The organism is Yoonia sp. 2307UL14-13, from assembly GCF_037572755.1.
GTDB lineage: Bacteria > Pseudomonadota > Alphaproteobacteria > Rhodobacterales > Rhodobacteraceae > Yoonia.
The window spans coordinates 1401207-1414459 of the sequence record NZ_JBBIFZ010000001.1 but is presented as its reverse complement, the minus strand read 5'-3'; the positions used below and the strand labels follow the sequence as shown (position 1 = coordinate 1414459).

Annotated in this window: 11 protein-coding genes; all 11 read left to right on the top strand. The window is 57.0% G+C overall.

Annotated elements, in window-relative coordinates; translation table 11 throughout:
* Nucleotides 1-190 precede the first annotated feature (190 nt).
* The 11 genes from V8J85_RS07285 to V8J85_RS07235 all read left to right on the top strand — a co-directional run bounded on the left by V8J85_RS07285 (nt 191) and on the right by V8J85_RS07235 (nt 13242).
* Entirely contained in the window at nt 191-886 is a 696-nt protein-coding gene (locus tag V8J85_RS07285) for a response regulator transcription factor (protein ID WP_339953017.1), read from the top strand.
* A 264-nt stretch (nt 887-1150) separates the two neighbouring features.
* Entirely contained in the window at nt 1151-2470 is a 1320-nt protein-coding gene (locus V8J85_RS07280) for a nucleotide sugar dehydrogenase (RefSeq protein ID WP_339953016.1), read from the top strand.
* Between the two features lie 7 nt (nt 2471-2477).
* The gene (locus V8J85_RS07275; protein WP_339953015.1) at nt 2478-3944 is read left to right on the top strand and encodes a glycosyltransferase; all 1467 of its coding nucleotides are present in this window, start codon (nt 2478-2480) and stop codon (nt 3942-3944) included.
* Between the two features lie 27 nt (nt 3945-3971).
* Nucleotides 3972-5063 carry a hypothetical protein gene (locus V8J85_RS07270; protein ID WP_339953014.1) on the top strand — a complete coding sequence of 364 codons (1092 nt, stop codon included), beginning with the start codon at nt 3972-3974 and terminating at the stop codon, nt 5061-5063.
* Between the two features lie 53 nt (nt 5064-5116).
* A complete protein-coding gene (locus V8J85_RS07265; RefSeq protein ID WP_339953013.1) occupies nt 5117-6517 on the top strand; it encodes a mannose-1-phosphate guanylyltransferase in 1401 nt (466 codons plus the stop codon).
* Nucleotides 6510-8009 carry a right-handed parallel beta-helix repeat-containing protein gene (locus V8J85_RS07260; RefSeq protein ID WP_339953012.1) on the top strand — a complete coding sequence of 500 codons (1500 nt, stop codon included), beginning with the start codon at nt 6510-6512 and terminating at the stop codon, nt 8007-8009. The genes V8J85_RS07265 and V8J85_RS07260 overlap by 8 nt, the downstream gene beginning before the upstream one ends.
* Before the next feature lies 1 nt (nt 8010).
* Nucleotides 8011-9453, top strand: a complete 1443-nt coding sequence (locus V8J85_RS07255; RefSeq protein WP_339953011.1) for an MBOAT family O-acyltransferase — start codon at nt 8011-8013, stop codon at nt 9451-9453.
* A 13-nt stretch (nt 9454-9466) separates the two neighbouring features.
* Nucleotides 9467-10543, top strand: a complete 1077-nt coding sequence (locus V8J85_RS07250) for an alginate O-acetyltransferase AlgX-related protein (protein WP_339953010.1) — start codon at nt 9467-9469, stop codon at nt 10541-10543.
* A complete protein-coding gene (locus V8J85_RS07245) occupies nt 10536-11300 on the top strand; it encodes a hypothetical protein (protein WP_339953009.1) in 765 nt (254 codons plus the stop codon). The genes V8J85_RS07250 and V8J85_RS07245 overlap by 8 nt, the downstream gene beginning before the upstream one ends.
* Nucleotides 11297-12622 carry an alginate O-acetyltransferase AlgX-related protein gene (locus tag V8J85_RS07240; protein WP_339953008.1) on the top strand — a complete coding sequence of 442 codons (1326 nt, stop codon included), beginning with the start codon at nt 11297-11299 and terminating at the stop codon, nt 12620-12622. The genes V8J85_RS07245 and V8J85_RS07240 overlap by 4 nt, the downstream gene beginning before the upstream one ends.
* Nucleotides 12619-13242 carry an alginate O-acetyltransferase AlgF gene (locus tag V8J85_RS07235; protein ID WP_339953007.1) on the top strand — a complete coding sequence of 208 codons (624 nt, stop codon included), beginning with the start codon at nt 12619-12621 and terminating at the stop codon, nt 13240-13242. Before V8J85_RS07240 ends, V8J85_RS07235 begins: the two co-directional genes overlap by 4 nt.
* Nucleotides 13243-13253: the final 11 nt, after the last annotated feature.

The following is a 13253-nucleotide window of genomic DNA, read 5'->3' as shown; positions in this document are numbered from 1 at the left end:
ATCAATGGTCTTACGGTCGGCTGGCAGTAGATTGCCGAGGGCTGAATGAGCGTTTGCTGGCGCTGAGTTTTGGCTGGTATCCAAGTGTCGGGGTAGTAGCGCAGATCGAAATGGCTGTGATCTACGAGGGGGAAAATCTGAAGAAGAAGGGGAGGGACATGTACGATAGCGGTGGGAGCCTGTTTGATCGATGCCTTCGAAATTTACGGATATCGATTCGCCCGACTTTAAAAGTAAGGTCGTTGGATCGGATAGAAAGATAATATTGATTGCGGATCGGAACCCGCTGCTTGCAGAGGTCTTGTCCAACCACCTGAACGACGTGGGCGAACGTATCTGCGTTTTTGTCGATAATACAGACAACATCTGTGCCGAAGTCGCGCGCGTCTTGCCGGATGTATTCCTTCTGGACCCCGCGCATTTGCCGCTGACCGAAGAACATGACATGAACGATTTCGGCAAAAAGATCCGGATCGCACATCCGCAGACCAAGATGCTGGGCTATAGTTTCAAAGTGTCACTTTCGATGATCCGGGCCGCGATCGAGGCTGGATTTCATGGCTGTATCTCGAAGAAAGCCCGCCTTGAAGACCTTGAGGCTGCGTTGACCGTCGTGTTGGGAGGCGGTGTCTATTTCGACAAGGAGTTCGGCAGCCAGCTTCAGCCGATGCTGGTGGATGCCCCGAACATCGACCTTCTTAGTGAGCGCGAGAAAGAGGTTCTGATCGGGCTTGCGCGAGGACTGAGCGCCAAGCAGATCGCGTTCGACTTGAAGATCAGCAGCAAGACTGTGGATACCTATAAGGCGCGCGCGACCCAGAAACTCGATCTTCCGGATCGGGCGCGGCTGGTCAATTATGTGATGGCGCAGGGCTGGCTGAACTAGGTCGAGCCCAATCCATCTTTTTGCTTATTCATCAGACTTGCTGCGTTGCAGTACAACAGCCAGTAGTCGATGGGTCGCGTCATCTTGCCGATGGTGAGCGAAAATTATGATTTAAATATCAGTGTCTTACGATAATTTTACGCGAAAGGTAGCCATTTCCCTACAATGTAGGGCTTTTCCTGACTAACGGTTTTTGCTGCATCGCCGCATCGTTTGGAGACAGGCGCGTTTATTGGGAAACGTGCGCAGCAATAGGTGGGGCACGTGGCGAAAATCAGCATTTTTGGGATTGGATATGTCGGTGTTGTCGCGGCGGCATGTCTTGCGAAAGATGGACATCAGGTCATCGCCGTCGATGTCGATCAGGGCAAGATCGACGCGATCAATAACGGGCAGTCGCCAATCGTCGAGAACGGTTTGGATGCGCTCGTGTCGGAGGTCGTGAAGGCCGGACGATTGACCGCGACAAGCGATGTTCAGTTTGCCATCGACAAAAGCGAGGCGTCGTTTGTTTGCGTCGGTACGCCAAGTGCGCCGGATGGATCAGTCGGCCTGAACTATGTTGCAGAGGTTTGCGACAATATCGGTCAGGCGCTGGCCAACAAAGCGACTTTCCACTCGGTCATCATACGGTCGACCATTGTGCCCGGCAGTACCGAAACCACTTGTATACCGACCCTCGAAACCGCTTCCGGCAAAACCGCAGGGCAGGATTTCGGTATCGGGTATTACCCCGAGTTTCTGCGCGAAAGCACGGCGATCGCGGATTACTACGATCCTGGACTGATCGTATTTGGCGCGCTGGAAGATCGGACAGCCGCGATTTTGACGGCCTTGAATGCGGATTTGAACTGCAAGATCCATATCGTCGATGTTCGCACGGCGGAGATGGTCAAATACACCTCCAACACATGGCGGGCCGTGAAGGTCACTTTCGCCAATGAAATTGGGAACATTGCCAAATCTTGCGGCCTTGACGGGCAGACTGTCATGGAAATCCTCTGTTCAGACAGCAAGGTGAACATGTCGCCCTATTTCATGCGGCCGGGCTTTGCTTTCGGAGGGTCGTGCCTGCCTAAGGACGTCCGGGCTCTCCGCCATCTGGCTGAGGTCAACGCGACACCGGCACCTTTGCTGGAAGCGGTGCTTGAGGCCAATGAACGTCAGATTGCCAAGGCCGAAGCGATGGTGGCGCGGTCTGCGGCGCGGAAGGTTGGATTCGTCGGGATCAGTTTCAAGCCGGGCACGGACGACATGCGTGAAAGCCCCTTGGCAGAACTGGCGTCACGTCTGATCAAATCGGGGATCGGCGTCGAGATCTACGATCCTTTCGTGCACGAGGCCTATGCCAACGAAAATTCGACCGCCGGGCGCGGCAATGATGTGGTGCCCGACTTGAAACATCGACTCGTACCCAAACTCCAAGAACTGATCGATCGGTCCGACGCGATCGTTGTGGGCAACATATACAAGGATACCGTCGCCGCCTTGGGTGATGCGTCGAAGTCGAAACCGATGGTGGACTTGACCCGGATCAATCGTGATCTGGTGACGGGTGGCGGTTACGACGGAATTTGTTGGTAGTCGCCTGATGCTGTCGCACCTCGCATATCTGTCGGTCATCGTATTGTTGGCCTCATTGGTTCCGCCTGGTCTTTTGGGTGAAGCCAAGCAGGCGGTGTTCATCATCGGCGTTTTAGGAATGTGGCGGTATAGCTGGGCGGCGATCAATTTCACCCGTGCGGTAATCTTTCGCCGTTTCGCTTATCCGAAAAGAAAGGCCCGCGCCCATGCCGCCTATGCGGCGCAACCGCAGCGCGCGCATGCTTTCTTTCTCACGACATCTTACAAGATCGACACCAAAGTCACGATTCCGGTCTATCGCAGCGTCTTTCTCGCCGCCGCAAAATCCGAGAATGGCGCCACCATCGTGTCCTCTGTGGTAGATGGCGCCGATGTGCGGCTGATCCAGCAGATTTATGCATCAATGCCGGTCGATATGTCGGGGGTGAAGCTGATCGTCGACCGCATTCCCGGCACTGGCAAGCGCGACGCGCTGGCCAAATCGCTGAACCTGATCGCACGCGAATGCCCGACGCCGCATGACATCGTTATTTTCGTCGATGGTGATAGTTGCGTCCCTGAGGATATTGTTTCTCAATCGGCTCCTGTCTTCACTGATCGGAAAGTCGGTGCGCTGACCACGGACGAGCGGGTCGATATCCCGCAGCCCGGCCTGTTCAAGGATTGGTTCGAACTGCGGTTCGACCAGCGGCAGGTGATGATGTGTTCGATGGGGTTGAGCAACCGCGTGCTGACCCTGACCGGGCGCATGTCGGTTTTCCGCGCGGACCTCGCCACGAATCCGGATTTCATCAGCGCCGTGCAGAACGATTACATCGATCATTGGCGGCTGGGGCGCGTCAACTTTCTGACGGGCGATGATAAATCGACGTGGTTCTGGCTGATGAAGAACGGGTATGAGATGGCGTATCTGCCTGATGTCGCCAGCTCCTCGATGGAGGTACAGCCGAAGCCCTCATTTGTTGGCAGCGCGGCGGCGCTGATGGTGCGCTGGTTTGGAAATATGTTGCGCACCAACGGGCGGGCGCTGGAATTGTCGGTGTCGCGGATCGGGGCGTTCACCTGGTGGTCGATTCTCGATCAGCGGTTGTCGATCTGGACAACGCTTGCCGGGCCGCTTTGCGTTCTTGCCGTGGCCGTGACGTTCGATCCGATGGTGATCCCCGCCTATATCGCGTGGGTCATGCTGACCCGGTACATGTTCTGCACGGCGATCTGTCTGTTCCGCGGACGGTCGTTCCCCATCACATATACGGGCCTTTTGTACTTTAGCCAGCTCTTCGGTGCCGCCGTCAAAAGCTATGTGCTCTTCCGGCTCGACCGTCAGAAATGGACGCGGCAGGCAAGCAAGACCCGCACCACGACGCCGCAGCCCTTGGGCGCGCGGCTGGTCGCGGCCTCATCTTCTTACATGCATCTTTTGACCATGGGATGGCTGACGATCGGCGTCCTGTATCTGACAGGCGTGCTTTAGCCGCGCCCGAACCGAGAAAGTGAAGACATGAAGACCGAAAGCCAAGCAAGGTTACAGACGGAACAACAAGTTCCGGGTGCGTTCATCTATGAAAATGAGCATCCGCAGCTTCAAGTGCCTTTCAGCGCTCATATCGGTGACCGCCGGATGGAAGGGACGTCGCTTTCAGTGACCAATGCCCGGGTTTCGGGTCTTTTGGGCCCCGGTGCGCATTGGCGCAAGCGGCATATCATCCTGACCTTCGATTTCGAAGGCTTTTCGGTCAATCTTTTTGTGGTCGCCGACATCTGGAAAGTCGGAGAGGATGACACGGCCGAGTTTGAATTGGTATTTTGCGACCCTACAGGAAGCCACCTGGCCCCGTTACGATACATCCTGAACAGCCATTTGGCCGGTGATCTGGTTACAGTCGGGCGATTCATGGAATATGCGGGTCCGACCGACGTCAAAGAAAAGAGTGCGGCGCCGAAGCGTAGCTTTGCGACGCGCGTGCGTGACACATTGCGCGGGACTGTCCTGATCGGTCTCAGCGTAGGCTTGGTCGTGCTCGCCGCCAATGTGGTCGTCGATCGTTTCGCTTTTCGGTATGAGCCGCGACCGGTCGTCATCGCGCAGGACGGTGACACGTTGCGGGCCACCGCGGCGGGGCAGATCACGTATGTCAATGGCGATGCCAATGCAGGTGATGTCATCTATTCGATCGGATCCAATTCGGGCACCTTGCTGAGCGTACAGATGCCCTGCGAATGCGAGATCAGTCCGCTATCGGACTTTTATGAGGGGGCCACCGTTCTGGCTGGAACGCCGCTGGTTCAGTTGATCGCGACCGATGCCGCGCCGCACGCCAAAGTGGATATCACATATGAAGGTGTCGCGCGTCTTTTGGCGGGGGACGCGCCCGAACTGGAATTCCCCGACGGACGTATCATACCGGTCAATCTTTCGTTGACCGACACGTCAGAAGCGCAGCCCGGCAGGGATTTTGTCACCGCTGATCTGCGTATCAGCGATAGCAACGCCACCCCGCTGGATCTGGGTGAAACCGCACGTCTGCGCTTTCGTCGCGACGTGGTGCCTAGCGGTATGACCCGCCTTTGGACCGACATTTTCGGAACCTGAAACGCAATGAGGTCTGACCACCGACCGCGCACGAAAACGAGGATGGAAACGTGATGGAAGATATCAGACCGGTTATTCTTTGCGGCGGCACCGGATCGCGCCTTTGGCCGATGTCACGCACGCAAAGCCCGAAGCAATTTCAGCCCGTCGCTGGAAAAGGATCGCTGACATTCTTTCAGGCGACGGTCCAGCGACACCGCATCAAGGGCTTTGGGCGGCCGATTGTCGTGACAGCTGCCAAACATGCAAAACTAGTGGCGCGTCAGTTGCAGGAAATCCAATGCGACGCGCAGATCATCTGCGAACCGATGGCGCGAAATACGGGACCCGCCGTGTTGGCGGCAGCGATGCTGATCGAAGAAGAAGCACCCGGTGCGCTGATGTTGGTTCTGCCATCCGATCACATCATCCAAGGCAACCTGAACACACCGATCCTGGCCATGCGCAAGGCGGCGACGGATGGGCGGATCGTCACATTCGGCATCAAACCGACCTACCCGGAAACCGGATATGGCTATATCTCGGATGGCGGACGATTTAGCACTTATGACGGACTGCACCGGGTGGCGCAATTCGTCGAGAAACCGCCATTATCCCATGCCAATGCGCTGATGCAAAGCGGTAGTGCCTATTGGGCTTCCGGCATTTCACTTTATAGTTCCGCGACCATCATCAAGGAATTTGCACGGCTGGACAGCGGCACGCATGCGGCGGTGCGCCATGCCATCGACAAGGGCGAGCAAGGATATACCGGTCTTCTGTTGCATCCCGACAGCTTTCGCCGGGCGACAAGCGAACCGACCGAGCGGATCATTTTCGAGCAAAGCGATTTGGTCGCGCTTGCCCCCATCGACGTTGAATGGAGCGATGTAGGTTGCTGGACTTCGATGCATGCCATCGGCGATCCGGACGAGGCGGGCAATGTATGTCAGGGTGATGTCCTGTCGATCGGTACGACCAATTCACTGGTCCGGTCGGACAATCGGTTGGTCGCTGTCGTCGGCATGTCGGATGTCATCGTGGTCGATACGCCAGACGCCGTGTTGGTGACGGCGCGTGGCAAATGCCAGGACGTCAAGAAAGTGACCGAGACTTTGCGTGACGAGGCGCGCCGGGAATCCCATCAGCATCTGCAGCGCGAACATGTCTGGGGGCAAAGCCAGTCGGTTCTGACCTCGCCGGACTATGAGATGATGGTGCTCAAGATAAACCCAAGCGCCTCGATCAATATCGACCCACTGCCCGGTCGCCAGATTATCGCCGGACGCGGTGATCTTGAGGTGTTCGATGGGTTCAGCCGACGCAAGCTGGGCAGCGGAGAGCGCGTGCTGCTAGAAGTGAACGAACGGTTCGGCCTGACCAACAAGTCCAATGATTGCGCCGAGGTTCTTCTGGTCACCATGAATGGCACGATGGCGCCTGAGCTGCATGTGGATGATGTGTCCAATGGCTAAGTTGGTCGCGCAACTCCTCTTCGGGTTCTTCGTGTCGCTGTCTGTGGCAACGGCCCAGCCGCAGGGCGATTACGAGGTGTTGCGTGATCAAATGGTGGTTGCGATGTCCCAGCTTGGCGCACCCCTGGCCGACGCAAGTGATGTTGCCGTCCTGTCAGAACCTGCGCTGGATGCAGTTCTGCCGCCGATCGACGGTGCGTTCGTGCCGCCGGATTTGGCGCAGATGCCACCGGCCAAGCTGCAAATGATTGATCTGCGTGTCGCCTTGGTGCAGTTGTCGATTTTTGCCGGAACCAATGACCAACTGACGGTCGTGCGGGCGCAACCCGCGGATGCGCCGCAGGTGATCGCGATCCAGCATGGCTCGATCACTTTGCCCGAGATCATCGCTTGGATAGCCGAACAGCCGACCGCTGAAAAGCTTTGGACCGATGACATGTTGCGGGTACCGTTAGTGGTTTTGGATGGTGCCCGACTGATCGTATCTAACGGCGCGATGCTGCAATTAAGTCGCACGGATGGTGCCTTTCTGTTGAACCTGGGCACCCTGATTGTGGACGGCGGGGGGATCAGCGCTGCGGGTGATCCGAACCCGATCGTACCGGACTACGCGCCCTTTGTCGTTACGGCTGGTTCCGGCATTGCCCAGATATCGCATGCGCTGATCGAAAACCTTGGCTTCAGCAAGGCGTCGGCGTTCACCGGCCTGTCTGTCGTGAATAAGGGCCTTTATCCACCGATCGGGCAGTCATTCATCATCGACAGCGTGTTGCGTGATATCGGCCAGGTGACGCTGCTTGGCGCGCCCGGGGCCTATGTAGAAGGGAATATTCTCACTGGCGGTACGCATGCAGGTTTGGCGCTGAATAGAACATCCGGGGTCGTAGTCCGGCGGAATCTACTGACGAAAACGGTTGGCAGTGCAGCAATCAAGGTGACGGATGGTGCGACGGGTTCGCAGGTCACAGGTAACTTTATCTTCGACAATGAAACGACGGGCGTCGTCGTTACGCGCGGCAGTCGGGACACCACTTTGCAGCACAATGTTCTGTGGCGGAATGCAGGTGTCGGCATTTCGGTCAACCGGGCTGACTGCACGAGGATCATCGACAACTTGGCTATGGAGAACAGAAAAAAGGGAATCGAGCTGCGGACAGGGCGCAATGCGACCATCGCGGCCAATCGCGTTTTCGGTAATCATAGCGCCGGACTGCTGATCGCGGATCAACCGAACGGCAACGAAACGCTGGTGACTGAGAATGTCTTTGCCGGGAACCGCGTTGGGGTCGCCTCCGCCTCGGCACATATGCTGACATTGCGCCAGAACGATCTGAGGGGGCAGTTTCCGCGTCTCGTCGAGGGTGACTTGTCGAGCGAAGCGAACAGGATCATGCGCGACCTGACGGGTGATGATGACTTGCGCTTCACCGTAGGCGGTATCGAGGCATTTGGCGGATCAGGCGACGCCTGCGATTTCGGGGGGGAAAGCTAGGATGGTTTTTTCATCGGAGTCGTTTCTGTTTCTGTTTCTACCGCTATTTCTGCTTGCTTATTACCTTACGCCGGTAAGTTATCGGTCCTATCCGATCTTGCTGGGATCTTATGTCTTCTATGCATGGTGGCGTGTCGATTTCCTCGGGCTGTTGTTCCTGACCACCGTCTTTACATATTTGGTTGGCCAGAAGATCGGTCAGTATCGCGGCACCGCGCGTGGCCGAACCTACCTAGCAATCGGGGTAATTGGTTGTCTGGGCGCATTAGTGATCTTCAAATACCTCAACTTCTTCCTCGACAGCTTTGCGACGTTGCTTGGAACCGATGCGGCCGGTCTGGGTATTCACTGGCGGCTGATCCTGCCGATCGGGATTTCTTTCTACATCTTCCAGGCGCTCAGCTATCTGATCGATGTCCATCGCGGTGATGCGAAAGCGGATGCGAAATTCGTCGATTTCGCCGCCTTTATCGCCCTTTTCCCACAGCTGATCGCGGGGCCGATCCTGCGCTACAAGGATTTGGAGGATCAGTTCCGTCAGCGCGATCATTCGTTGGAGTTGTTCTGCGATGGCCTGACCCGTTTCCTGATCGGGCTCGCCAAAAAGGTGATCCTTGCGGATGCCGTCGCCCCGCTGGCCGATCTTGCCTTTGCGACCGACAACCCGGGAATGGCACTCGCCTGGGCTGGTGCGGTTGCTTACATGCTGCAGCTTTATTTCGATTTTTCGGGCTACAGCGATATGGCGATCGGGCTGGGCAAGATGATGGGATTCAATTTCCTCGAAAACTTCCGCTTTCCTTATATCAGCCGGTCGATCACCGAATTCTGGCGGCGCTGGCATATATCGTTGTCGAATTGGCTGCGTGATTATCTCTACATCTCGCTAGGGGGAAACCGGAAAGGGCCGGGGCGGACTTATTTCAACCTGATGACGGTCATGGTGCTGGGTGGCCTTTGGCACGGGGCGAATTGGACCTTTGTTCTGTGGGGCTTTTGGCATGGCGGGTTGCTTGCTTCGGAGCGGTATTTGGGCTGGGATCGCAAGGCCGCAAACCATTGGTTCGCGCTGCCGCTGACGCTGCTTTTTGTTCTGATTGGCTGGGTGATGTTTCGTGCCGTCAATGTGACCGAAGCGTTTGAGGTCTATCGCGGCATGATCGGCCTGAACGGGCTGATCGGCGACCCCGACGCCTGGTTCGCCGCTACCCGCGAAAGTGTGATGTTCATGATGTTAGCCGCCTGTGTGGCATTCGCCGAGCCACATATCAGCGCGGCCTTGCGTCGACCAGGCGACGGCATGGTCGTCAACGCTGATGGGACGGCCGCCCAAGCGACGATCATGCAGATGGCGCTGACGCTTGCGATCATGTCGATCGGGGCACTGACAGTCCTGAAGCTGGCTGAGCAGAGTTTTTCACCCTTCCTTTACTTTCAATTCTGATCGGAGGTTCGTCATGTCATCGCAAATCGCCATCAAGACACTGATCCCCGCCGCATTCTTCGGTTATACCGCCTTCGCCAACTATACGCTGGTGACAGGTGATGTCGCTCCGCCACCGGTCGAGGGGGTGATGAAAGGCGCCTTTGCGCAAGAATTGGACGGCATTTATCGGTCGAACCTGCCGCATCGCGATGTCGCCGTCAGCTGGGTCGGAGCAGCGCGGTATGCCCTGTTGAACGAAGGTCGCGACGGAGTTGTCACCGGGCGGGATGGGTGGCTGTTCAGCGACGAAGAGTTCCGCGATGCAAGCGCGGGCTTGCCATTGTCCGAGACGATTGACTGGATCGCCCGCGCCGAAGCTGACTTACAGGCCGTGGGCAGCGCTCTGGTCGTTGTACCATTACCCGCCAAGTTAGAGATCGACGCTGCACGTTCCGGGTCGGACGATGCCGTAGGCCGGATGGCACTGACCTATGATGAATTTCTGAAAGCGTTGGGTGACGCCGGGATCGCATATGTAGATACACGCCCTGCATTGGTCGGGCTTGATCGAGCCTTTTTTGCCACCGACACGCATTGGACGGTCCAAGGTGCTTCAGCGGTCGCACAGACGGTTGCGGCCTCTGATGTCATCGGTCGTGGCCAGGTCAGATTTGTCCGGGAAGTGCAACCGGAACAACCCTTTACCGGCGATCTGGTAACATTTGTGACCTCGGACGGCTTGGCCCCCCTTATCGGTCTGCCCGAAGAGCGGATCATCCCATACAAGGCCGTTGAAACTATCAGCGACAATGACGGTGCGCTGGATCTGTTCGGCACCGATGGCCCGGCTGCCATTGCGCTTGTCGGTACCAGCTATTCCGCCAATCCACGGTGGAGTTTTCTTGCTGCGCTGAAACTGTCCCTCGACACCGACGTCGTAAATTACGCGACCGAGGGGCAGGGCCCGATCGCGCCGATGCAGGCGTTCCTTGATAGTATCGACCCCGCCGCGCTCCCGCCCGTCGTGATCTGGGAGTTTCCAGTAAGGTATCTGAGTGACCCTGCATTGTTCGAAGCTGTCACAACAGATGGTGATGAGAATGCGTAGTCTTCCGCTCGCCTTGTGCCTGTCGCTCGCGTTGTGCATGCCGGTCGGTGCCGAGACTGACGATGAACCTATCGCACCTCACCGGATCACGGTGGTCATGACTCCGGGGATTACCGCGTGGTGGCAACTGCCGTCCGACGATTTGGTGGAGGCCCGCCGCCGTCTTGCGCAAAAAGGCGCTGTGTCGACCGGTCAGATGCGTCGCCTGGCCGATCTAGGTGACGGTTTCGCTGCCTTGCGGTTCGCGCAGCATCTGGAAAAGTTCGCGACCCAACCGCGGGCCGCCGACATTGCACATTACTATGGCGTCGCCGCGGCGACGGGGCGTGGCGGGGCGATCGTAAACATGATCCGATTCCTTGATCAGATCGACCCGACCGATGTCAGTCCACAGCGGTTGGCTCTGCTGAAAAGCATCGTCGTCGCCTATGCCAATGCCGGTAATAGTGCAGCCGCAGATGCGCTGGTGCGCTATCACTGGCGGCAGGTGCCTTTCGGGCCGCTTTATGATGAAGTCGACGTTCTTCTGGCCAATTTGAACGGTGAATTGGCTGCTGAACTGTCACTGGACCAGTCGCTCGCCATTCTACAAGACCATCAGCACACCCGCGATGATCTGGTGAATGTGCAGGCTTATCTGGCAACCGCACGCGCGTCGGAATCGCTTCAGACCCGCATCGTCGCCCAAAACCTGGAAGCAATGCTGGCCGAGGCGATGGCGCGTCAAACGACATTGCAGAACGAGAGGGTGGAATGATGATACCCAAGACGATCGGATTATCCTGCGCGGCGCTACTTATGGCCGCGCCCGCGATGGCGGAGTCGAATTTTGGCTGTTCAGGCCTGGAACAGAACCGTGAATTGCCCTCCATCGAGGGGAAAGATGGCGTTTTCTTTCGCATCAACGCGGATTTGCGCATGAACCACCCGTTTTCTGATCAGACCGTCGCATCCTTGGCCGAACTGTCCGAAGCATTGGCTGCGAACGGAACGACGCTGATCTACGTACCAATCCCGACGAAAAGTGTGACGATGCCGGACCATTTACCGGACGAAGCACCGCTTTATGGTTTCGATCTGGAAATCGCGACATTCGTGCATGATGAGATATTGCAGCGTCTGTCCGATGCGGGCGTCCTGACGGTGGACGCACGCACGGCGATGCTGGGCGCGCCGCAGGATGACCCGGCATTTTTCAAGGCCGATTTTCACTGGTCAGCTAGCGGTGCCCGCGAAACGGCCAAGGCGATCGCCGACGTCATCAAGGCGCATCCATCGTACGCCGATTTGACGCCCACGACGTTCGAAACCTCCCCGCAAGACACCGATATCGCCTTTTCCGGCATGCGCCGCATCCTGCAACAGCATTGCGTCGACACTCTGCCCGAGGCCGTGACGATGACCTATGAAACCCAACAATCCGGGAATCTGGACATAAGCGGCGGGTTGGATCTGTTCGGTGACGGCGAAGATGCCGTGCCCATTGCCCTTGTCGGTACATCGTTCTCTGACAGCCCGATCAATAACTTTCCAGGCTTTCTGGCTGAATACAGCCAACTGGAGGTCGTCAATTATGCGATCACCGGCGGCAACCAATATGGGGCGATGATTTCCTATCTGACTTCGCCCGAGTTTCAGGACACCCGCCCCAAATTTCTGATTTGGGAAAATCCGATCTACAACAACCTCGCCCAATTCGGTGATCAACCCATGCGGGAATTGATTGCAGCGGCGGGGCGGTCCTGCACGATGGAACTGCAGGCTGATGTCGCCGATGACCTAACCAGCCTGACGGTGGATTTGGCTGCTTATGATCTTGGGTTAAATGATACGCTCTTGGTCGACACGAACAAGTCCATTGGTCTTTCCGCGGATTTTCGTTTCCGGTCGTCCGAGGGATTGGAACGGACCAAAACGATCGTCCGGGGTGAGCGGCTGACGCGGACCGGACGTTTCTACATGCCGTTATCGGGTCTTTGGCCCGATGGCGCGGTTTCGATGGATTTCACGATGACGCAGCGCTTTGCGTCCCCCCCGACAGTCCATGCCTGCACATCAAACAGAAAGGAAGATTCATGAAAGTTCTCAAACATTTCTTTTGCGTTATTGTTGTTTCGTCTGCTGGCCCGGTTCTGGCCAACGATGATGGTTTGTACGAAGATGTCTTCGATCCCAATTCCAGCTTCGTCCGGATACTAGCGCCGGGCGAAACCTTCGTCGCAGTCAACGATACGACAATCCGGGATATCGATGACGGGGTTTCTGACTATGTGAACGTCATGCCGGGCGAGGTTTCCATCACCTCATCGGACGCCACCACCTTGTTGGAGGTGGCCCCGAATTCACACTACACTATCGTGATGCTCGAGGGGCAAGAGCCCGAGATCCTGACCGATGCGATCACTCTCGATCCGGCCAAATCCGACGTGACCTTCTACAATCTGTCGGGGGTTGATGACGTCGAGTTATTCGTGCCGGCAGCGGATCAGACGGCCATCAGCGACATCGACGCCATGAGCGGATCATCTGTGGCACTGCGGGCGCCTTTGACGCTTGATTTTCAGGTGAGGGCGAATGGTGAGACGCTGGCTTCGGTCGAGCAGGTTAAACTGGTGCGCCGGTCTGGCGTCTCGATCATCCTGACCGAGGCGGGCGGCGATTACGCCGCGATTGCCACGTCGAACATGTATTTGAAGTAGACCTCTGGGAG

What these genes read in the sequence shown, in the direction of transcription:
- V8J85_RS07285 (WP_339953017.1), top strand. Translation starts at nt 191, where the DNA reads ATGCCTTCGAAATTTACGGATATCGATTCGCCCGACTTTAAAAGTAAG.
- V8J85_RS07275 (WP_339953015.1), top strand. Translation starts at nt 2,478, where the DNA reads ATGCTGTCGCACCTCGCATATCTGTCGGTCATCGTATTGTTGGCCTCA.
- V8J85_RS07270 (WP_339953014.1), top strand. Translation starts at nt 3,972, where the DNA reads ATGAAGACCGAAAGCCAAGCAAGGTTACAGACGGAACAACAAGTTCCG.
- V8J85_RS07265 (WP_339953013.1), top strand. Translation starts at nt 5,117, where the DNA reads ATGGAAGATATCAGACCGGTTATTCTTTGCGGCGGCACCGGATCGCGC.
- V8J85_RS07260 (WP_339953012.1), top strand. Translation starts at nt 6,510, where the DNA reads ATGGCTAAGTTGGTCGCGCAACTCCTCTTCGGGTTCTTCGTGTCGCTG.
- V8J85_RS07255 (WP_339953011.1), top strand. Translation starts at nt 8,011, where the DNA reads ATGGTTTTTTCATCGGAGTCGTTTCTGTTTCTGTTTCTACCGCTATTT.
- V8J85_RS07250 (WP_339953010.1), top strand. Translation starts at nt 9,467, where the DNA reads ATGTCATCGCAAATCGCCATCAAGACACTGATCCCCGCCGCATTCTTC.
- V8J85_RS07245 (WP_339953009.1), top strand. Translation starts at nt 10,536, where the DNA reads ATGCGTAGTCTTCCGCTCGCCTTGTGCCTGTCGCTCGCGTTGTGCATG.
- V8J85_RS07240 (WP_339953008.1), top strand. Translation starts at nt 11,297, where the DNA reads ATGATGATACCCAAGACGATCGGATTATCCTGCGCGGCGCTACTTATG.
- V8J85_RS07235 (WP_339953007.1), top strand. Translation starts at nt 12,619, where the DNA reads ATGAAAGTTCTCAAACATTTCTTTTGCGTTATTGTTGTTTCGTCTGCT.